Source organism: Brevibacterium sp. Lmc1, assembly GCF_057654315.1.
The window spans coordinates 160,719-182,053 of sequence record NZ_CM172803.1; the positions used below are offsets into that span (position 1 = coordinate 160,719).

Annotated in this window: 18 protein-coding genes; 10 read left to right on the forward strand and 8 right to left on the reverse strand. The window is 65.9% G+C overall.

Annotation, left to right across the window (positions count from 1 at the left end):
• Positions 1 to 104: 104 nt before the first annotated feature.
• The gene (locus AC239G_RS00705) at positions 105 to 1,583 is read left to right on the forward strand and encodes a flavin monoamine oxidase family protein (protein ID WP_181271135.1); all 1,479 of its coding nucleotides are present in this window, start codon (positions 105 to 107) and stop codon (positions 1,581 to 1,583) included.
• The gene (dapA, locus tag AC239G_RS00710) at positions 1,580 to 2,464 is read left to right on the forward strand and encodes a 4-hydroxy-tetrahydrodipicolinate synthase (RefSeq protein WP_139467729.1); all 885 of its coding nucleotides are present in this window, start codon (positions 1,580 to 1,582) and stop codon (positions 2,462 to 2,464) included. Before AC239G_RS00705 ends, dapA begins: the two co-directional genes overlap by 4 nt.
• Positions 2,465 to 2,481: 17 nt before the next feature.
• On the opposite strand, the gene AC239G_RS00715 is transcribed toward dapA, so the two are convergent.
• Positions 2,482 to 3,471, reverse strand: a complete 990-nt coding sequence (locus AC239G_RS00715; protein WP_487489569.1) for an Ldh family oxidoreductase — start codon at positions 3,469 to 3,471, stop codon at positions 2,482 to 2,484.
• Positions 3,472 to 3,507: 36 nt separating this feature from the next.
• Entirely contained in the window at positions 3,508 to 4,431 is a 924-nt protein-coding gene (locus AC239G_RS00720; RefSeq protein ID WP_139467731.1) for an IclR family transcriptional regulator, read from the reverse strand.
• Positions 4,432 to 4,545: 114 nt separating this feature from the next.
• Between AC239G_RS00720 and AC239G_RS00725 the strand changes: the two genes are divergently transcribed.
• From AC239G_RS00725 to AC239G_RS00735, 3 genes are all read left to right on the forward strand, one after another.
• Positions 4,546 to 5,139, forward strand: coding sequence for a dihydrofolate reductase family protein (locus tag AC239G_RS00725; protein WP_487489570.1), 594 nt, complete (start codon positions 4,546 to 4,548; stop codon positions 5,137 to 5,139).
• A 228-nt stretch (positions 5,140 to 5,367) separates the two neighbouring features.
• The gene (locus tag AC239G_RS00730) at positions 5,368 to 6,996 is read left to right on the forward strand and encodes a GMC family oxidoreductase (protein ID WP_487489571.1); all 1,629 of its coding nucleotides are present in this window, start codon (positions 5,368 to 5,370) and stop codon (positions 6,994 to 6,996) included.
• Positions 6,993 to 8,519 (forward strand): aldehyde dehydrogenase family protein, encoded by a 1,527-nt coding sequence (locus AC239G_RS00735; protein ID WP_487489572.1) that lies wholly within the window; start codon positions 6,993 to 6,995, stop codon positions 8,517 to 8,519. The genes AC239G_RS00730 and AC239G_RS00735 overlap by 4 nt, the downstream gene beginning before the upstream one ends.
• A gap of 110 nt (positions 8,520 to 8,629) precedes the next feature.
• On the opposite strand, the gene AC239G_RS00740 is transcribed toward AC239G_RS00735, so the two are convergent.
• Positions 8,630 to 9,868 (reverse strand): PucR family transcriptional regulator, encoded by a 1,239-nt coding sequence (locus AC239G_RS00740; RefSeq protein WP_487489573.1) that lies wholly within the window; start codon positions 9,866 to 9,868, stop codon positions 8,630 to 8,632.
• 249 nt (positions 9,869 to 10,117) lie between these two features.
• On the opposite strand from AC239G_RS00740, the gene AC239G_RS00745 reads away from it, so the two are divergent.
• The 4 genes from AC239G_RS00745 (at position 10,118) to AC239G_RS00760 (ending at position 13,498) form a co-directional block, all read left to right on the forward strand.
• Positions 10,118 to 11,614, forward strand: coding sequence for a long-chain-fatty-acid--CoA ligase (locus tag AC239G_RS00745; protein WP_487489574.1), 1,497 nt, complete (start codon positions 10,118 to 10,120; stop codon positions 11,612 to 11,614).
• Positions 11,615 to 11,705: 91 nt separating this feature from the next.
• Positions 11,706 to 12,218 carry a hypothetical protein gene (locus AC239G_RS00750; RefSeq protein ID WP_139467737.1) on the forward strand — a complete coding sequence of 171 codons (513 nt, stop codon included), beginning with the start codon at positions 11,706 to 11,708 and terminating at the stop codon, positions 12,216 to 12,218.
• A gap of 202 nt (positions 12,219 to 12,420) precedes the next feature.
• Positions 12,421 to 13,224, forward strand: coding sequence for an ABC transporter ATP-binding protein (locus AC239G_RS00755; RefSeq protein WP_487489575.1), 804 nt, complete (start codon positions 12,421 to 12,423; stop codon positions 13,222 to 13,224).
• A gap of 82 nt (positions 13,225 to 13,306) precedes the next feature.
• Positions 13,307 to 13,498, forward strand: coding sequence for a hypothetical protein (locus AC239G_RS00760; protein WP_039211572.1), 192 nt, complete (start codon positions 13,307 to 13,309; stop codon positions 13,496 to 13,498).
• A gap of 30 nt (positions 13,499 to 13,528) precedes the next feature.
• Here AC239G_RS00760 and AC239G_RS00765 read toward each other — a convergent pair whose 3' ends face one another.
• Entirely contained in the window at positions 13,529 to 14,455 is a 927-nt protein-coding gene (locus tag AC239G_RS00765; protein WP_487489576.1) for a serine/threonine dehydratase, read from the reverse strand.
• Positions 14,456 to 14,600: 145 nt separating this feature from the next.
• The gene (locus AC239G_RS00770) at positions 14,601 to 15,965 is read right to left on the reverse strand and encodes an MFS transporter (RefSeq protein ID WP_139467740.1); all 1,365 of its coding nucleotides are present in this window, start codon (positions 15,963 to 15,965) and stop codon (positions 14,601 to 14,603) included.
• A gap of 289 nt (positions 15,966 to 16,254) precedes the next feature.
• Between AC239G_RS00770 and paaZ the strand changes: the two genes are divergently transcribed.
• Entirely contained in the window at positions 16,255 to 18,291 is a 2,037-nt protein-coding gene (paaZ, locus tag AC239G_RS00775) for a phenylacetic acid degradation bifunctional protein PaaZ (RefSeq protein ID WP_139467741.1), read from the forward strand.
• 78 nt (positions 18,292 to 18,369) lie between these two features.
• Here the strand turns inward: paaZ and AC239G_RS00780 are convergent, their stop codons facing one another.
• The 3 genes from AC239G_RS00780 to paaK all read right to left on the reverse strand — a co-directional run bounded on the left by AC239G_RS00780 (position 18,370) and on the right by paaK (position 21,332).
• On the reverse strand, positions 18,370 to 19,272 hold the full coding sequence (locus AC239G_RS00780; protein ID WP_487489577.1) for a diacylglycerol/lipid kinase family protein: 903 nt from the start codon (positions 19,270 to 19,272) through the stop codon (positions 18,370 to 18,372).
• Between the two features lie 51 nt (positions 19,273 to 19,323).
• Entirely contained in the window at positions 19,324 to 19,947 is a 624-nt protein-coding gene (locus AC239G_RS00785) for a TetR/AcrR family transcriptional regulator (protein ID WP_487489578.1), read from the reverse strand.
• A gap of 89 nt (positions 19,948 to 20,036) precedes the next feature.
• Positions 20,037 to 21,332, reverse strand: a complete 1,296-nt coding sequence (gene paaK, locus AC239G_RS00790; protein ID WP_487489579.1) for a phenylacetate--CoA ligase PaaK — start codon at positions 21,330 to 21,332, stop codon at positions 20,037 to 20,039.
• Positions 21,333 to 21,335: the final 3 nt, after the last annotated feature.

Here is a 21,335-nt window from a genome sequence, read left to right on the forward strand (position 1 = left end):
ATGTGATCAAACACTTGCGGAAAAATGTGATCACATCCTATTCTGAGTGCAGTTGATCTGCGTGAAGGTGCGCGGACGCTCAGAGTAGAGAGGGGGTGCTCCCCATGAAAGATGCCGTCATCGTCGGCGGCGGACTCGCCGGACTGTCAGCAGCATGGCGACTGCGCAATTGGGATGTGACGCTGCTGGAATCGGGTTCCCGAGTCGGCGGTCGGATCCGTTCGGAGAACCGCGGACGCTATTTCCTCAACTGGGGCGGACACATGTTCGCCGGAGGCAAGACAGCGACGAATTCCCTTATCACCGAGACACAGACCCGCTCGTCGGAGATCCCCGGATCGCTGTCTGCGGTGTCGATGAACGGCAAGCTGCTCATTGACGGACCCGTCCAGTCGTATCCGTTCCGGATCCCGATGTCGTTGAAGGACCGCGCATCGATGATCAAGGCCGGGGTCAAGGTCTCCGCCGACGTCCTCCGCTACGCCAACGCCGTGCGACTGCGCCCGAACGAGAGCTCGGAGATGCGTCAGCAGAGGATCTACGACTTCGAGAACGACCGCTCGTTCGCCGACTATATCGGGGAACTGTCCGAAGACGCCGAGGCGATGTTCCGGCCGACGATCACCCGTTCGGCAGCCGACCCCGATGAACTCGCCGCCGGTGCCGGCATCGGCTACTTCAGCCTCGTGTGGAACATCGGGCAGGGTCTCAACCGCAGCATCGGCGGCGGGCCGTCCAACCTCGTCGAGTCGATCGCGGCTCCGCTGCAGGAGAACATCCAGCTGGATGCGAAAGTCTACGAGATCGTCCATAAGAAGGACCATGTCGTCGTCCGCTATCGGCAGGACGACATCGACCATGAGATCGAGGCCCTGTCCGTCGTGCTCGCCACTCCGGCGACCGTGGCCCATAAGATCGCCGTCGACCTGCAGGAGGATAAGCGCGAGGCGCTCGGGCAGATCGTCTACGGTCCCTATGTGTCCGCGGCGTTCCTCACCAACGAGACCGAACCTCAGCCCTGGGACCGGGCCTACGGGATCGCCACGCCGAAGCGCTCGTTCAACGTGGTGATGAACCAGGGCAACATCGTCCGCGGCACGGAATCGGAGCGTCAGCCGGGCGGAAGCATCATGACCTTCTCTCCGGCGAGCTTGGCTCGCAAGCTGCTCGACCAGGATGACAAGGACATCGTCGACACCTACATCGGCGACCTCGACGAGGTCCTGCCCGGGTTCGCCGGCATCGTCGAAGAGGCCCAGGTTCAGCGGTGGCGCACCGGCGCACCCTACTGCTTCCCGGGTCGCGGCAAACTTCAGCCGACACTCAACGCGCTTTCCGGGCGGGTGTTCCTCGCCGGCGACTACATGGGCACCTTGTACACGGAGACCGCTATCAGCTCCGGCTTCACTGCCGCACAAGAGGCGGCGAACATTCTCGTCACGGCGCGCCAGACCCGCCGGCACCACCCCGTCCAGCACCCCAACGAGAACGAACCGCCTCAGCATCAGGCGGGGACCGCCTCGGCGGGGGAGACGACGGACACCAACTCAGCATCGACCACCATCACTTCGGAGGCATCATGACAACCACCCTGCGCGGAGTCCTCACCGCACTGACCACCCCCTTCGACGCCGAGGAGAACATCGACTACGACGCCCTCGGGCGCGTCGTCGACCGTTCGATCGACGGCGGAGTCGACGGCCTCGTCGTCGGCGGCTCGACTGCGGAATTCGCCACGATGAGCGGGGACGAACGCCAGCAGATGCTCGAATTCGTCATCGAGCGCACCGCCGGGCGCGTGCCGATCGTCGCGCAGACGGGAGCCACCTCGACGCGGGAAGCCATCCGTCACTCCCAGGCGGCGCAGGCGGCCGGAGCCGATGTCCTCATGATCGTCACTCCTTACTACGAGCCTCTGACCTTGGCCGAGACCGTTGACTACATCAAGACCGTGGCCGCGGCCGTCGACATCGACGTCATGCTATACAACATCCCGGCCGCCACCGGCGTCAACCTCGACCCCGGCACAGTGAGGCAGCTCGCCGAGGATGTCGCGAACATCCGCTTCATCAAGGACTCGAGCGCGAACTGGGAACAGGCACTTCAGCTCATCCACCACCACAGCGACGTCATCTCCACCTTCATCGGCTGGGACAGTTACATCTACTCCGGCCTCGTCGAGGGAGCGGCCGGAATGGTCGCGGGGGCCGCGAACGTCCTGCCGTCCGAGATCGTGTCGGTGTCGACGAAGATCGCTGACGGCGACCTCCACGGGGCCCGCGAGGAGTGGCAGCGGCTCTACCCGGTCATCGACGCGATGATCTCAGAACCGTTCATCCAGGCGGTCAAGACCGGCCTCGAGCTGCGCGGCGTCCCCGTCGGTTCACCGAGGCGGCCCCTGGCCGCCACCGATCCCGACGCCCGGGAACGGATCAAAGCGGCACTGGCCACCCTCGGCAGCTGAGCACAGGCACCGACCGCTCAACTACGGCTGCGAGTGATCAGCGCAGAGTGGAGTTCCTCCGGCAGCTTGACGACCTCGAGGCTGCGTTTGCGGCCGAAGTCGAAGCCGAACCGTGCATGCAGACGGTCAAGATGCTCGGCGACCCGCTGCGAATAGTCAGGGTCGAAAGCATCTGCCGCGATCGCGATGATGAACAGGCCAGTGCCCGGACTCTCCTGTCCCGAGTCGAAGGCAGGTGCGTCGACGGAGAAGCGGCCCCCGCCGTGGACGGCGAGGAGTTCGATCATGAGAGCGACATTGCTGCCCTTGACCCCGCCGAATGGCAGCAGGGAACCGGCGAGGGCGGCCTCGGCATCGTTCGTGGCCGCTCCGCCGGGTGCGAGTGCCCATTCGTCGGGGATCGTCTCTCCTCGATCGGCGGCGTCGCGGACGTTGACCCACGCGGTAGCACTGGTCGCCTGATCGAACATCCGCGGGCCATCGGAATGGGGAACGGCGAACGAGAACGGGTTCGTTCCGGTCGCCGATCCCGGTGCGCCGAACAGCGACATCAGCGCCGGTGAGTTGGCCCCGGCAAACGCCACCAGGCCTCGTTCGGCCAGTCGCGTCGTAAAGTGGCCGAGCTCTCCGGCGGTGAAGGCGTTGGCGATGTTGAGGACGGAGATGCCGAGCGTTGCGACAGACGAGGCGTAGTCGTCGAAGGCTGCGTCGAAGGCGAGCTGCGCGGTGCCGCGGTCGGCGTCGACGTGGTGTGCGGCGGGCAATTGGTTCGTCACCTTCGGCTGCGCCCGCCCGTTGATGCGGCCGGCCTCGAGGCCGTCGAGATAATCGCCGAGATGCGCCGTGCCTACAGCAGTCTTGCCCCGTCGCTCGGCCGCCACTGTCGCGTCCGCCAGAGACTGCGCCAGCGCTGGTGATCCGCCGGCCGCGGTGATCGCTGCGATGCACAGGTCACGCAGTTCGGGAATCGTCAGGGACACGGTCGCGGCGTCAGGAGTCTCCGGCATGCCCATCACGCTACCGGACGCCGACCGCTGCTCGTCTCAGAGGTCGCCGGAGTCCGGAGTGAGATCGGATTGGGAGCTCAGCGCCTCGGCGATGGCCTTCGCCTCCCGGCGCAGCAGAGCGACGAGGCGTTCGACCCGGGAACCGGTGACACGGTCGGCGATCGAGGCGATCGACAGGGCCGCACGCGGTCGGGAGCCGCGGATACGCAGCGGAACCGCGACCGCCCACGACCCCTTGGCGAAGAGCCCCGGATTGTGGACGAAGCCGTCGATGCGGGCCTGATCGATGATGTCGCGCAGGTGCGGAACGGAGACCTTCGGATACCTCTCGGCGAGGATCTCGGCGTTGGCCTCGAACTGGGCGTCCACCTCGGCGGGGGAGAGCTCGGAGAGGATCGCCAGCGATCCGGCGCCGATGCCCAGCGGGTGGCGGTCGCCCACGGACAGGGCGTTGTTGAAGATCTCACCGAAGCCCTCCTCGCGGCGGGCGCAGATCGAATAGCTGCCCGTGCGCAGGGTAAGGAAGACGGTGTCCTGACTGAGTTCGGCCAAGCGCATCAGACTCGACTCGGACTCCGTGACCAGGGGGTCCACCGATTTCTGGGCCAGCTGACCGAGGATCTGCGACTGCACGCCGAGGCGGTACCCGCCCTCTTCGAGGCGTTCGACGTAGCCCATGGCGATGAGCGCCTGGAGCATGCGGTGGACGCTGGCCTTCGGGCGGCCGCTGATCGAAGCGAGCTCGGACAGGCTCGCGCCCTCGCGCCGCTCCCCGGCGATGAGCCCGACGAGGTTGAGCAGGGTCAGCGCGCGTTGGATGCTCTGAGCGCCGGTGCCCGGTTCGAGGCTGTCGACGGCGTGGGCGACGTTGAACGAAGCGGACCGACGCAGCAGCCGACCGCGCATCTTGATGCGATATTCCTCGCGGAGGTCCTCATTCGAATCGGCGGCATCGTGCATGACTCCATTATGGCCCGTCGCCGGAACCGGTGCCCGGGGGTGGTGCGCGCGGCCGCCGAAGCGCACACTTGGACCACCGCACCCACTTCGGGGCGCGTTCTGACAGGAGCGACCATGTCCGCGACCTACACCTTCGATGTCTTCATGAGCCTCGACGGGTTCGCCTCGATCATCCCCGAAGGCGACTGGGGAGGCTACTGGGGCAAACAGGGCCCCGAACTGCTCGACCACCGGCTGCGAACCTACAGCGACGGCTGCCGTGTGGTCCTCGGTGCGACCACCTTCCGCGAATTCGCCGCCATGCTCGCCGCCGCTGACGAGTTCCCCGATGTGCTCGACCCCTGGGTGACGGCCATGAGACAGAGCCCGACCACAGTCGTCTCGACCACTCTGGACGAGCCGATCGATTGGCCCGACGCCACCATCGCCCGTGGCGATGCCGCCGATGTGGTCGCTGCGCTGAAGGACGAATCAGATGTGCCGATCCGCTCACACGGATCCCTGTCGATGAACAGAGCGCTCATGGCCGCCGGACTCGTCGACCGAGTCCAAGTCACCGTCTACCCCGTCATCACAGGTCAGACCGGGGCCCAGCCGGTCTTCGCCGGAGCCGCGGATTTCGACCTCGACCTCCTCGAATCGACGCTGCTCGACGGAAGCATTCACGAACTCGTCTACCGACCGAGACTGCACACCCGGGCCGACTGACACCGCACCGATCCCCCACTGCCGCCTGCGACGAGTCGAGGGCCGCCTCGGCGAGCTGACCTGGGACGATCCACCTTCCCTGGAAAACGCCCCGGGGTCCAGGGTCCATTTGTGGTCGACTCACAATCGAGCGCCGTGAAGTCTGGGCCGACTCACGAAGCGTCCTTACTGTGGCCTGCACCACACTCGAACTGCACCCCGAAGCAATGACGCAACAGTGAGGACATCATGTACGACTACATCGTGGTAGGCGCAGGATCGGCCGGATGTGTGCTGGCCGCTCGGCTGAGCGAAGATCCCGACGTCAAGGTCGCGCTCATCGAAGCCGGAGCCGCCGACACCGCCGACGAGATCCACATCCCAGCCGCATTCAGCACCCTGTTCAAGAGCCAGTGGGACTGGGACCTCGACACCGAACCGGAACCCGAACTCCACCGCCGCCGCGCCTACCTTCCCCGCGGCAAGATGCTCGGCGGATCGAGCTCGATGAACGCGATGACCTACATCCGCGGCAACCGCGCCGACTACGATCAGTGGGCCGCCGACGGTGCCACCGGCTGGTCCTATGACGACGTCCTTCCCTACTTCCGGAAAGCCGAATCCAATGAGCGCGGGGCAGACGACTTCCACGGAGCCGACGGCCCACTGACCGTCTCCGAATCCCGGTCGATGAACCCTCTGTGCGACGCCTGGGTCGACGGTGCCGTCGAAGCCGGATTCGACCACAACGAGGACTTCAACTCCGGTGAACAGCTCGGCGTCGGCCGCTTCCAAGTCACCCAACGCGACGGCATGCGCTGCAGCACCGCCGTCGCCTACCTCCACCCCGTGGCGGAGCGGAAGAACCTCACCGTCATCACCGACGCCCACGCCCGCAAGGTGCTCATCGAGGGCAGCCGTGCCGTCGGCGTCGAGATCGAACGCTACGGCGAGATCGAACAGATCCGTGCGAACCGTGAGGTCGTGCTCTCGGCCGGCGCCTACGGCTCCGCCCACCTCCTCCTGCTCTCCGGCGTCGGCCCGGCCGCCCAGCTCGACGCCTTCGGCATCGAGAAGGTCGCCGACCTGCCTGTCGGTGAGCGCATGCAGGACCACTACATGGTCATGCTCAACTACACGACCGACCTCGAAACGCTCAAGACCGCCGTCTCCCCGGCCAACGCCGAACTGCTGCAGACCGCCGGCCGCGGCCCGCTGACCTCGAACATCGGCGAAGCCGGCGGCTTCTTCGAAACCCGAGAAGGGCTGAACGGTCCCGATGTGCAGTTCCACTCCACCCCCTGCCTCTTCGCCGAGGAAGGGCTGGGCGCCCAGACGGTCCAAGGACTGGCCGCTGGTCCCTGCGTCCTCAAACCCACGAGCACCGGAACGCTCACCCTGCGCTCGCCCGACCCGAAGGTCGCACCCCGGATCCTCCACAACTACCTCGGATCCGAAGAGGACAAGCAGAGCATCCTCGCCGGACTGCGCATCGCGCTGAAGATCGCCTCCCAGCCGGCGATGCAGGCCGTCATCAAGGACGACTTCATCGTCCCCGAGGGCTTCAGCGACGAGGAGCTGCTCGACTTCGCCCGGCAGGTCGGACAGACGCTCTACCACCCGACCTCGACCTGCTCGATCGGCCACGTCGTCGACCCCGAGCTCAAGGTCATCGGCGTCGACGGACTGCGCGTTGCCGACGCTTCGGTGATGCCCACCGTCGTGCGCGGCAATACGAACGCCCCGACGATCATGATCGGCGAGAAGGCCGCCGACCTCATCGCCGAATCCCGCACCACCGCCACTCGCACCGCGAAGCCCACCACCGCCACCGAGGCGGCCACCCCCATCACACAGAAAGACGAGGTTCCGGCATGACCGAGATTCCCACCTACCGAATGTTCATCGACGGCCAATGGATCGACACCGCCGAGAAACACGCGATCACGTCACCGGCCACCGGGCAGACCGCCGCCCGAGTCGCCTTCGGCGGAGTCGAGCATGCCGATGCCGCGGTCGCCGCTGCCGTTGCCGCTCACGAAGAGGGCACGTGGCGGAACATGACGCCTGACCAGCGCGCGGACATCCTCGACCGGATCGCCGCGAGCATGGAGGCCAAGGCCGAGCGGCTGTCCGCCCTGGCGACCGCCGAGAACGGGGTCACCGTGCGCACCGCCGGCGCCTTCCACATCGGCCTCGGTGTGGCGAACCTGCGGGTCTTCGCGGGCATGGCCCGCGGCTTCACCCCCGAGCAGGACAATCCGCTGGCACCGGCCACCGGCGATGCGCGAGCGACCATTCGCCGCGAACCCATCGGGGTCTGCGCCGGCATCGTGCCCTTCAACTTCCCCCTCGTTCTCGCCGGATGGAAACTTGGACCGGCCCTGGCGGCAGGCAACACCTTCGTCCTCAAGGCTGACGAGAACACCCCGCTGACCCTGCTCGAACTCGCCCGCTCCGCCGAAGAGGCGGGCCTGCCGCCCGGAGTCCTCAACATCATCACCGGCCCCGGCGAGACCGTCGGCGCCCGGCTCGCCGAACACCCCGACGTCCGCAAGATCGGCTTCACCGGATCGACTGAGGTCGGCAAGAGCGTCCAGCGCGCAGCCGCCGACAACCTCAAGAAGGTGACCCTTGAACTCGGCGGCAAGGGCCCGAACATCATCCTCGATGACGCGGACCTCGACGCCGCGATCGACGGATCGATCTTCGCCTTCCTCATGTACTCCGGGCAGGTCTGCGAATCCGGCACCCGACTGCTCGTGCCCAATTCGCGCAAGGACGAGATCGTCGACCGCCTCATCACCCGATTGCAGGATGTGACGATCGGCGACCCGACCGATCCCGCCTCGGACATGGGCCCGGTCGCCTCCCAGGACCAGAAGGCCAGGGTCGAACGCTACCTGGCGATCGCCGCCGAGGAGGGAGCGACGCTGGCCTACCGCGGAACCCTTCCTGCGGGGGAGATGTTCGAGGCCGGGGCCTGGGTGCCGCCGATCGTGTTCACCGATGTCACCAACGACATGCGCATCGCCCGCGAGGAGGTGTTCGGTCCGGTCCTCGTCGTCATCGGCTACGACGACGAAGCCGAGGCGATCGCGATCGCCAACGACAGCGAATACGGACTCTCCGCCGGAGTCTGGGGCTCATCCGAGCGTGCCCGCGCTGTTGCGAACGCCCTCGAGGCCGGCACCGTGTGGGTCAACGACTGGCACGCGGGCTTCCCGTTCAACCCGTTCGGCGGGTACAAGCAGAGCGGCATCGGCCGCGAACTCGGCCCCGACGCCCTGACCGAATACACCCAGGTCAAAGCGGTCCAGGAAAGCCTCGACACCGACTGGGCCAAGCACGGATACGCGCTCGTGCTGCCGGCCCCGGCCGAGGTCCCGGTTCCGGCCTGACCATCCGACGTCAGGTCCTGAGGATCCGACGTCGGTTCGTGAGGTCATCGATCCCCACGCCGAGGCGACTCTCCCGTTCCGGGGATGGGCCGCCTCGGCGCGGGGATCGTTCAATTCGAGATCGGGACGTTTCCGCGCGCGGTGAGCATGCGGATGGCGATGATCGTCTCCTGTAGGTCGGTGAAGCTGCGGACGTTGCGGCCGGTGCGGTCGGCTGCGGTGTCGAGTCGGTAGTACGCGGTGTTCACGTGGACATGGAGGTGCTCGGCGGCGAGTTTGGCGTTGAGGTCACACGCCGCGTATTCGAGCAGCGTTTCGATGAGGACACCGCCGGCGGCGAGATCGTCCTCGACGAACCGGCGCAGTTCGGGACGGATGAGGCGGTGGGCGACCTTATCGTCGAGGGTGACGAGGTAGTCGAGCGGAGTGAGGGCATGCAGCGACCTCACCCCCGGCACACCGTTGAGACTCTCCTGGGCGAGCACAGCCTCGCGGTACGCCTCGGGCACACGGTCGAGGCCCTCATGGACGGTGGAGGTGCCCACGCACAGGTCGGTGCCGTGGCGGGACAGCTCCCGGTGGACCCGTTCGAGATCGGCCAGGGTGGTCGTGCCGTCGGAGGTCACCGGGGTGATGCCGACGATCTGATCCTGGAGGACCACGGCGATGCCGCGACGGCCGACGTCGAAGACCGAGCGCAGGGCGGTGATGACCTCCCGCATCCCTCGATCATCACGCAGCGGAGTCTGCGAGGTGGCCGTGGCGACGAGCAGGCGCGAATCCGGGCGGAGGTCGGACACCTCGGCGAGGTCCGCGCTCGGCCCCGGTGCCAAGCGGCGACCGGAGAGCAGATCGTCGACGAGGTCACGGCGGACCCGGTCGCCCTCAGCCATCTCAAGCTGCTGGGTCTCAAGGAAAGCGACGGCCCCGACGGAGCTGCCGACCTCGATGACGCTCATGACGTGGATGGCGATGTGCAGCGCCTCGTCGCGGGTCTCCTGTTCGGAATCCGAGGCATCGACGATCGCCTCCCACAGAGTCTCCTGCCCGATCCGGAAACCGGTGAGGAAGTCCGGCAGGGTCACTCCCTGCCGCAGTCGCCGCCGGGCTTGGGAAGCGGTGATCGGGAAGTCCTCGGCGGTCGCGCGGCGGCCCTCCTCCAAGGGGGTGAGCGCGGCTTCGAAGACGGTGAACGTGTGTGCGGTGAGATCCTCGGCGAGATTCTTGTCCGGGCTGGCCGGATAAGCGGGCACTTCCCGCCAGGTGCGGCTGACCGAACGTTGGACCGTGGCCGGCAGCGTTGCTCGGACACGGTCGACGATGCGCAGGACGAGTGGATTGGCGACCATGGCAGAAGCTTACGGGCATCCTTGTCGTCCGACCACAATCGATGACCCGTGTTTCTGTTGCGCATCCTGTTGCCCGAGGTCGCCGGCAACGGCAGAGTGGGCACCATAGAGCCGGACGGCGGGAACCGAACGGGAGTCGGACACGTCCGCTCAGTCGACTCTTCTCCTGTGCTGGGGCCACAACCAGTGGTGGTCCCAGCGCCAGCACCGAGCCGATCAACGACGAACGAATCAAGCCTGGAGGAAGACATGACCAACCTCGCCGACAATCTCACCGCCACCGCGAGCCGGCACGGGCAGCGACCTGCCGTCCGCCTCGGCGATTCCGTGCTGACGTATGCGCAGCTGCAGGACCAGGCGCAGCGGGTGGCGACGATGCTCAAGGACAGGGGAATCGGGCCCGGCGACCGCGTCGGACTCGTCCTGCCCAACGTTCTCGAATTCCCCGTCCTCTTCTACGGTGCACTGTCCGTCGGCGCGATCGTCGTGCCGATGAACCCGCTGCTCAAGGACCGTGAGGTGCAGTACTACCTCGAAGATTCCGGGGCTCAGATCGTCTTCGCGTGGAAGGATATGGCGGGCGAGGCCGGGAAGGCGGCGGCCGCGGTCGGCATCGAATGCGTGCGCGTCGACCCCGCCGATTTCGCCGATCAGCTGGCCGTCTTCGACCCGACACCTGAGGTGGTGTCCCGCGCCGACGACGACACCGTCGTGCTCCTCTACACCTCGGGCACCACCGGACAGCCGAAGGGCGCGGAACTCACCCACTTCAATATGATGACGAACGCGGCCGTCACCGCCGAGACCCTCACCTTCCTCACCGAGGACGACATGGTCATGGGCTGCCTGCCGCTGTTCCACTGCTTCGGCCTGACCTGCGGACTCAATGCCTCTGTGCTCAGCGGATCCTGCCTTGCCCTCATCCCGCGCTTCGACCCGATCGAGGCCCTCGAGACCATTCAGGAAGCGAAGGTCAGCATCTTCATCGGTGTGCCGACGATGTACGCGCGCATGCTCAACGCCGAAGGGCGGGAGAACTTCGACGTCTCCAGCCTGCGCTCATGCATCTCCGGCGGATCGGCGATGCCGGTCGAGGTGATGAAGAACTTCGAATCCGCTTTCGACTGCATCATCCTCGAAGGCTACGGGCTGTCCGAGACCTCACCGGTCGCCTGTTTCAACCAGCCGGGCATGGAACGCAAGACCGGCACCATCGGCGTGCCCGTGCGTGGAGTCGAGATGAAGCTCGTCGACGATGACGACAACGACGTTCCAGTCGGTGAGATCGGCGAGATCGCCATCAAGGGCGAACCCGTGATGAAGGGGTACTGGGGTCGGCCGGAGGCGACGCAGGTGGCCATCCGCGACGGATGGTTCCACTCCGGCGACCTCGCCGAGCAGGACGAGGACGGCTATTACACGATCGTCGACCGGAAGAAGGACCTCATCATCCGCGGCGGCTACAACGTCTATCCGCGTGAGGTCGAGGAAGCGCTCTACGAGCACGAAGCCGTCGCCGAGGCGGCTGTGATCGGCATCGCGAATGACGACCTCGGTGAGGAGATCGGGGCCGCCGTCGCCCTCAAGGCCGGCAGCAGCGTCGACGCCGAAGCGCTGCGTGAGTTCGCGAAGGACCGCGTCGCCGCGTACAAATACCCCCGCAATGTGTGGATCGTCGACGAGCTGCCCAAGGGCCCGACCGGCAAGATCCTCCGCCGTGAGATCTCGGCACCGGAGGACGCATGAGCGGTGTGCACGAGCCAGCACATGTGCCCTCGAAACACTGAGTCCTGTTCCTGGTGAGCGAATACAGTGCAGTCGGCGTAGAGTGCGGTTGATGAATGCTGAGTCTTCGCCAGATGATCACTTCCAGAGACTTCTCAGTGATTCCGAGAGAAGGCGTGAGTGGGTTCGAGCCTGGGCTCAGGCCGTGGGGGCTGGTGTTGATGATGCGAGATTCGACACGCTTTGGGCTGACTTCTGCTCATTGTGCGACCAGGGCAACATTGCAACATCGAACCGCATTCGTGTATCGCCGTCTCAATCCGTTCTTCTGATCACTGCCTTCAATGACAATCAACTGAACTCTGAGTTGGTGGGCATAGATCTCTCTGAACATGTCTGCGTCAGAAGATCGAAATGGGAGAAATCTGATTACGAAAATGCCATGACTATATTCGAGGGAATCGAAGACGACCATATTTATGAAGTTCGCGAATCGATCGATGACGCTGGTGATATTCGGATTGAAGCAATGATCTCTGCTGAAGCTGAGGAGACTATTCGAGACCGCATAAGTGGTCTGCCAGAAGGGCTTGTTGCGGTTTCCTGCAACTACGATCAAACCTGAACTGAGCTCACCTTTCGAGCCATCTCTGACCTGAACGGGATCCGATCACAGATCCACGATGCGGAACGTAGGCCTTGCAGTGCGGGGGCCGCCTCGGCGAATTGGGTCCTAGAATCGAGGAGCCCGGACGCAGACAGCTGCTCGGGATCGAACATCGGCCCATGGGCGATGTTCGACAGATGATCCGAAGTGGAGGTGAGACGTGGCAGAGACGGTCCTCGAAATCGCCGGTGTGACATTCCGGCGTGGGCAGACGCAGATCCTCCATGGCATCGATCTGCGCATCAGTGCCGGCGAGCACTGGGTGCTCATCGGTCCGAACGGGGCGGGGAAATCGACCCTGCTGAGTTTCGCCTCGGCGCAGGTGTTCCCGACCTCGGGCACCGTCGACATCCTCGGATCACGCATGGGCCGGGTCGAGCTCGCAGCGCTGCGCCGCCTCATCGGACACGTCAACCCGCGCCATCCGCTGCGGTCGAACCTCACCGTCCGCGAGGTCGTCCTCACCGGGCTGACCGGCACCGTCGAACGACCCATGCGGTGGGAGCCCTCACCCGAGGATGTTGCGAAGGCCGATGCCCAGATCGCCGAGGTGGGTCTGGGCTCCCGCGCCGACGTCGGGTGGAAAGTGCTATCACAGGGGGAGCGCGGGCGTGCGCTCGTCGCCCGGTCGCTCATCGCCGAACCTCAGCTGCTGCTCTTCGACGAACCGACCACAGGTCTCGACGTGGCCGCCCGCGAACAGCTGCTCGAGACCATCGACGCCCTGTCGGTGCGCTCGCCGGAGCTGTCGACGCTGCTGGTCACCCACCATCTCGAGGAGATCCCCGAGACCACCACGCATGCCGCGCTCATCTCCGACGGTCGGCTGACCGCCGCCGGTCCCATCGCCGAGGTGCTCACCTCCGAGCAGGTCACCGCCGCCTTCGACCATCCGATCGAGGTGGGCTTCGCCGACCGCCGCTGGTCGGCCCGCGCAGTCCGGTCCGGTGCGGTGCTCGGCTGACGAACTGCGTCCGTGCTGAGGATCGGCTGGGACGATCACCGCGCGCATTGCACGGCTGTGCACTCGGGCCTAGGCTTGAGGCATGAAGATGAGTACCGTGTGGAGCATCATCGGCGCGATCATCGCCATCATCATCGCATGGTGGGTGGTCAATGTCGCGTTCTCCATCGCGTGGTTCCTCGTCAAGGCCATCATCACCGTCGTCGTGGCGCTCGCGATCTTCGGCCTCATCAAGGCCTCGTTGAAATCGAAGGACCGCGACCGAACACGCTGACTTCCTGCCTTCGACCGCGCTGACTGCGCCTCAGAGATCGCCGAGGCTCGTATTCGCCCCGCAGAGGACGACGCAGACTTTCTCGCCCTCGGCCGGCACATAGCCGACACCGCGGACTCCCGCCAATGCCGTCGCCGCGGCGTGCTCGACCGCCAACCGGTGTTCGTCCCACAGTCGCTGCCGAGCTTCGACGATCGCGTTGTCGCTGACCAGCACCGAGGTGACCAGATCCGACCGTGCCGCCTCCTGTGCCAGCGGTGTGGCGCGACGGGCACCGAGCGAATCCGCGGCCACCGAATCGACTGTGACGTCGACCGGCTCGTCCGCCTCAATCGCTGCATTCAGCGCTCGACAGTTCTCCGGCTCGACAGCCACTGTTCGCACCCCGTGATGGGTCGCGGCCGTCGCAACCCCGGCGAACAGGCCGCCGCCTCCGACGGAGACGACGACCGTGTCGAGATCAGGCACTTGCGCCAGGATCTCGGTCATCAGCGTGCCCGCGCCCGCAGCGATGAGCGGATGGTCGTAGGCGTGCGAGGCCAGCGCCCCCGATGAGTCGACGAATTCCTGGCAGGCGGCGGCCGCCTCGGCGAATTCGGAACCGACCAACTCCACTCGCGCGCCATACGAACGCAGCCGTTCGACCTTCACGCTCGGCGCGGTGGTCGGCAGGAATACGGTCGCCGGTACACCGGCGGCACGGGCGGCCCAGGCGCAGGCGAGCCCCGCGTTGCCGCCCGAGGCGATCGTCACTCCCGCCTCGGGGAAGGTGCCTTCGGCAAGGTGAGCCTGGATGAAGTTCTGTGCACCGCGGGCCTTGAACGTGCCGGTGTGCTGCATGAACTCGAGGGCGAAGACGTGTCCTTCCTCGTCGGCCGGGGCCACGGTCACCGGGCGCACACGGCCGGTGATCCGTGCAGCGGCGGCTTCGATGTCGGAGTACGTCAGCTCAGTCATCTCATCAGCCTATGCGAGAGCTGCTGAGGGGGTGCGCCGCCTCGGTGGATTGTTGGGTCGATCCACGGCGTTTCAGGCGGAGGAATCACCGTGGATCGACCAGGAAATCGAGGTGCAGGTGACGAACCAGGGGTTCGCGGCAGCCTCAGTGATGCTTCGTCAGGCCGAGGTCGTTGCCCTTCGTCTCCTTGACGAGGCTGACGCCGATGAGCGAGATGATGCACACGATGATCATGTAGATCGCGATCGAGATCGATGAGCCGGTCTCGGCGAGCAGGGTCTCGGCGATGGTCGGGGCGAAGGCGCCGCCGAGGATCGCGCCGAGCGCGTAGCCGATCGAGACGCCCGAGTAGCGGACCTCGACGGGGAACATCTCCGCATACATCGCGGACATCGGGCCATAGGACAGGCCCATGCCGACGGTGAGGACGAAGATGCCGATGCCGTACATCCATATGTTGGCCATATCGATCATGAGGAAGGTCGGGATGAGCCAGACGATGAGCAGGACGTACCCGATCTGGAAGGTCCGCACGCGACCGAGCTTGTCCGACAGCGCACCGCCCCACATCGTGAACACCAGCCAGCCGAAGCTCGCGAGCGTCGTCGCCAACAGTACGGGTGCACGGTCTAGGCCAACCGATCCGCCCTCGGCGATGGGGCGTGAGGCGTAGGCGGCGAAGAACGCGATGATCATGTAGCCCACGGCGTTGTTGCCGATGAAGATGAGCGCGGAGAGGACGACTTCCTTCGTGTTCTTCTTGAACAGGGTGCCCAAAGGAGCCGAGGATTCGGCCTTGCGCTCGGCGAGCTCGGCGAAGACCGGGGACTCCTCGACCTGCCGGCGGATGTAATAGCCGACGAAGACGAGGACGACGGAGAAGAGGAACGGGATCCTCCATCCGAAGCTCGCGAACTGTTCGGCGGAGAGGACCGTGGTGAGCACCCAGATCACACCGGTGGCCAGGATCATGCCGACCGGCACGCCGATCTGCGGGTACGCACCGAAGATGCCGCGCTTGGAGATCGGAGCATGCTCGACCGACAGCAGCGCGGCCCCACCCCATTCGCCGCCGGCGGAGAAGCCCTGGAGGATCCGCAGCAGGGTGAGCAGGATCGGTGCGCCGACACCGATCATCGCGTAGTTCGGGAGCAGTCCGATGAGCGAGGTCGCGGCCCCCATGAGGATGAGCGTGAGCACGAGCATCTTCTTGCGTCCGATCCGATCGCCGAGGTGGCCGGCGATGATCGCGCCCAACGGGCGGAAGAGGAACGAGATGCCCAGAGACGCCCACGCCATGATCTGGCCGAGTGCCGGATTGTCCGCGGCCAAAGGGCCGAAGTACTGGGCGGAGAGGACGAGGCCGGCGGCCTGAGCGTAGATGAAGAAGTCGTACCACTCGATGGTGGTGCCGACGAGGGTGCCGGCGAGGACCTTACGCTCCTCGCGGGTGATCGAATGAGGGGTGGCCGGATTCGGAGTGACCGGGCCTGAAGCGGTGGCGGACATGAGCGGAACCTTCTGTTGCTGGGCGACTTTGCCGGGTGCCGTCTCCGGAGGCGGTGGTCCTCGACTCTGAGTGATCGCCGGTGCCTCGGGTCTGGCGGCGGACGGATGGACGTCTGCCTCGACTGACTGCCTGGTCAGTAATTGAGAACGATCATAGGTCAGAATGCACCCCCGTGTCACTCGGTGACAATTACCGACCGATTGGTTAGTATATGTTGAGGAATCGGCAGCGGTGCCGAATGCGGCCGCCGTGGACCGGGAGACGTCGTTTCACCAGGGAGAGCAAAGCATGACCGAAATCCTCAGTTCCTATGTGGCCGGAACCTGGCACACCCCCGGCTCGGCCGACGGTGCCCGGCCCGTCCGCGACGCCGGCACGGGGGAGCTCCTGCACTCGGTGAGCTCGGCCGGAGTCGATTTCTCCGCCGTCGCCGACCACGCCCGGACCACCGGCATCGCCGAACTGCAGAAGCTCACCTTCCACCAGCGCGGTGTGATCCTCAAGAAGCTCGCGACCTACCTCATGGAGCGCACGAAGGACTACCACGAGATCTCCTTCACCACCGGCACCACGAAGCGCGACGCCTTCGTCGACATCGAAGGCGGAATCGGCACACTCTTCACCTATTCCGGCGTCGCCCGCCGCCAGATGCCGAACTCGACCGTCCACCTCGACGGCGGAGTCGAACGCCTGTCGAAGAACGGCACCTTCGTCGGCCGCCACATCCTCACCTCCCGGCAGGGCCTCGCGCTGCAGATCAACGCCTTCAACTTCCCCGTCTGGGGCATGCTCGAGAAGTTCGGACCGATGTTCGTCGCCGGCGTCCCCGTCGTCGTCAAGCCCGCCACCGACACCGCCCACCTGACCCGTGCCGTGGTCGCGGATATGATCGAATCCGGTCTGCTCCCTGCCGGCGCGATCCAGCTGGTCTCCGGTGACGTCACCCCGCTCTTCGACCGCCTCGCCGAACAGGACGCGATCGCCTTCACTGGTTCCGCGAACACCGCCCGCACGCTGTCCGCGCTCGACTGCGTGACCCAGCGCGGCACCCGCTTCTTCGCCGAGGCGGACTCGCTCAACTTCTCCCTGCTCGGTCCCGATGCCGCACCCGGCACGCAAGAATTCGACCTCTTCGTCTCCGGCGTCGTCGCCGAGATGACCGTCAAGGCCGGACAGAAGTGCACCGCGATCCGCCGCACCTTCGTGCCGCAGGCCCACGCCGAGGCGGTTGCTGAGGCCATCACCGCGAAGCTCGCCACCCAAGGTGTGGGGGATCCGCGCGAGAAGTCCACCCGCCTGGGCCCCGTCGTCTCCGACAAGCAGCGCACCGACGTCCTCGACGCGGTCGACCAGATCATCGCCGGGGGAGCCCGCGTGCTCACCGGCGGGCGTGAGGAATCCGATCGTCTGGCTGCCGAACACGGTGGTGCCTATGTGGCGGCCACCGTCCTCCAGGCCGATGACGCTTGGTCCGATGCCGTCCACGACATCGAGGCTTTTGGGCCCGTGACCTCGATCATCACCTATTCCGACACCGAGGAGGCCGTCCGCCTGGCCGCCCGTGGCCGCGGTTCGCTGGTCGGCTCCGTCGTCACTCACGACCGTGAGTTCGCCACCGAATTCGTCCGGAAGATCGCCCCATGGCACGGCCGTGTGCTCGTCCTCGATCGTGACGATGCCGAAGAGTCGACCGGTCACGGTTCGCCGCTGCCGAACCTCATCCACGGCGGCCCCGGACGGGCCGGCGGCGGTGAGGAGATGGGCGGACTGCGCGGTATCACACACTTCATGCAGCGCACCGCGATCCAGGCCTCCCCGGACATGCTCACCGCGATCGGCGGGGAATGGGTCAACGGGTCGGAGCGCCGCCTCGGCGATCATCCGTTCACGAAGTCGCTTGCGGATCTGCGCCTCGGCGACACTCTCGATTCGGAGTGGCGGGAAGTCACGCTCGACGATATCGAGCACTTCGCGAACTTCACCGGGGATACCTTCTACGCCCACATGAACGAGGAGGCGGCCGCCGCGAACCCGTTCTTCCCGGGACGCGTGGCGCACGGCTACCTCATCGTGTCCTTCGCCGCCGGACTCTTCGTCCAGCCGGACCCGGGCCCGGTGCTCGCGAACTACGGACTCGAAGGGCTCAACTTCATCACGCCTGTCTCCCCAGGTGACAAGCTCAAGGTGACGCTCACCGCCAAGCGCATCACCCCGCGTGAGACCGACGAATACGGTGAGGTCCGCTGGGACGCGCAGGTCGTCAACCAGAACGACGAACCCGTGGCGAACTACGATGTGCTCACCCTCGTGGCTAAGGAATACTGAGGCGAAGGCTGGGTAGGCCTGCCGCTATGACGACGCCCCGCGCCGAGGATGCACATCCTCCGCGCGGGGCATCGTCGTTCAGGAGGTCTGCGGGACGCGGACCTTCAGCGATGACGGTCGGATCCTCACTGTGGCGGGGGTCTGAGCGATCGCGTCGCCGTCGACGATGATTTCGACCGGCGCAGCGCCCTCGGGGACGTCGATCTCCACCTCCCGGGCGTGAGCGAAGTGGATATGCGGGTGTCGGTGATGCCGGCCGAGGCTGTATTCCACGACTTCGACGGCGAGCTTGGGCAGGAACCCCTCCCGGAGCAGAACCACGTCGATGAGACCGTCGTCGAGGGCCGCCTCGGGGGAGAGCCGGAGCCCGCCGCCGTAGCGGCCGGAATTCGCGAACCCCGCGGTGAGCCCACGGAAGTCGAGGTGCTGACCGTCGATCGTCAGCTTCAGCTCGATGCGCTTGGGCGGCAGCAGTGCACGGACGACGCCGTAGAAGTAGACCCAGCGTCCGCGGATGACCCTCGCCAGATTCGCTTGGTGCTGCACTGTCGAGTCTAGGCCGAGGCAGACATTGCCGAGGCACACCTGTCCGTCGAGGTCGAGCACATCGATGGTCCGGTCACGGCCGTCGGCCATGATGGCCGCGGCGGCTTCGATGTCCTTCGGAATGCCGAGTTTGCCGATGAGGTCATTGCCGCGTCCACCGCCGATGACGCCCAACGCGGTATCCGTGTCGACGAGTCCGGCCGCGACCGAACGCGCCATCCCATCACCGCCGAGGGAGACGACGAGATCGGAGCCCTGCGCGGCGAAGTCGGCAGCGAGCTGCCTGGCATGGTCCGCACTGGTGCTCCTGACGAATGTTGCCTCGAGTCCGTGCGCGGCTAATGCCGTCGTCAGGGGGTCGATCCGCTTGAGCACGGCACCTTTGCGTGCACTCGGATTGAGGATGATCGGAACCGTCGTGGCGGCAGCACTCATGACATTCTTCCCGGGACGTCGCTGTCCAAAAGTTCGGCGGCGTGAAGGCCCTTAGGCCTCCAGCCCCTGGAAGGCCATCGTCGTGACCGCCTCGGCGATGGTGTCGGGGTCGACGGGATAGCTGGGGCGGTACCACTCGGTGATCGAGTTGACCATGCCGAAGAGCAGACGCGTGATGAGCCCGGGAGTGAAATCCGAGCGCAGACCACCCTCGGCGATGGCGCTCTCGACGAGAGCGCGGACCTTCGCATCGATACGGCGGCGGGCCTCGAGGGCCTCTCGTTCCAGAGGTGAGTTCCCGCGCACCCGCAGCAGCAGGGTCACCGAATGGTGGTACTCGATGAGGATGACCACGCTGGCGCGCACGGCCAACCGCAGCCGTTCGAGCGCGTTGACGTCCTCACGCAGACTCTCGGTCTCCACCGCCGAATCGAGGGCGCGGACCCCGCGGCTGATCGCCAGATGCAGCAGCTCTTCCTTCGACGTCACGTGATGGTAGATCGCCGACTTCGTGATGCCGAGCTCGCGGGCGACGGTGTCCATCGAGGTGCCGTCGTAGCCACGCGAGACGAAGACTTCGGTGGCCTTGTTGATCAGGGTCTCCCGGTCGTAGCCGGGACGGCCGCGGCGGGAGCGTTTGGGGGCGGTCACCTCAGTTGAGGGGGATTCAGGCATGCGCACCAGTCTAACGAGATCCGCGGCAGATCGCCGCGAATCCGGTCACAAAGCGGCAGGTGCGCATGCCCGAATCCAGAGTGCTCATCTCAGCGCACGCCTTCGCGACGGTCGATGATGCGCTTCATCTTGCCGACCGAACGAGGCAGGTCGCCGGGCATCTTGATGTCGATGGTGCAGGAGACGCCGAGGCGCTCCTTGATCCGAGCGGCCACGAGCTTGTCGAGACCGTCGAGCTCGACGGCGCCCACACCCTCGCGGGCCTCGACCTCGACGCTCATCTCGTCCATCCGGCCCGGGCGGGTGAGGACGAGCTGGAAGTGCGGGCTCAGCGGCGCGAATTCGAAGAGCACGGTCTCGACGTTCGCGGGGTAGACGTTGACGCCGCGGATGATCATGAGGTCATCGGAGCGACCGGTGATGCGCGAGATGCGGCGGAAGTTCGGGCGAGCGGTGCCCGGCAGCAGGGTCGCGAGGTCGTGCGTGCGGTAGCGGATGATCGGCAGCGCTTCCTTCGTCAGCGAGGTGAAGACGAGTTCGCCCTCCTCACCGTCGGGCAGCACTTCGCCGGTGAAGGGATCGACGATCTCCGGGTAGAAATGGTCCTCCCAGATCGTCGGGCCGTCCTTCGTCTCTGCGGATTCGCAGGCCACACCCGGGCCCATGACCTCGGAGAGGCCGTAGATGTCGACGGCGTTGATGTTGAAGGAGTTCTCGATCTCCTTGCGCATCTCGTCCGTCCACGGCTCAGCACCGCAGATCGCGGTCTTCAGGCTCGTCGAAGTCGGATCGATGCCCTGCTTGTGGAATTCGTCGAGGATCGTGAGCAGGTAAGTCGGGGTGGCCGTGATGATGTCCGGCTTGAAGTCCTGGATGAGCTGCACCTGGCGCGGGGTCTGCCCGCCGGAGATCGGGACGACGGTGAAGCCGTGACGCTCTGCGCCGTGGACGCCGAGTCCGCCGGTGAACAGGCCGTATCCGTAGGCATTGTGCATCATCTGCCCGCGTTTGCCGCCGGCGCCGATGATGGACCGCGCAATGAGGCTGCCCCACCGATCGAGATCGCCGAGGGTGTAGCCGACGACCGTCGGCAGACCCGTCGTGCCCGAGGACGCGTGGATGCGTGCGACCTGGTCCTGCGGGACGGCGAAGAGACCGAATGGGTAGTTGTCGCGCAGGTCCTGCTTGTTCGTGAACGGCAGCTTCGCAATGTCATCGAGGCTCGTGATGTCGGCGGGAGTCACGCCGAGGTCGTCGAAGGCCTTCCGGTAGAACGGCACCCGTTCGTACACCGAGGTCACCGTCGTCTTGAGGTTCTTCAGCTGGTCGGAGCGCAGCTCGTCCAGGCTCATCCGTTCGCCGGCGTCGAGGTCGGTCTCAGTCATCAT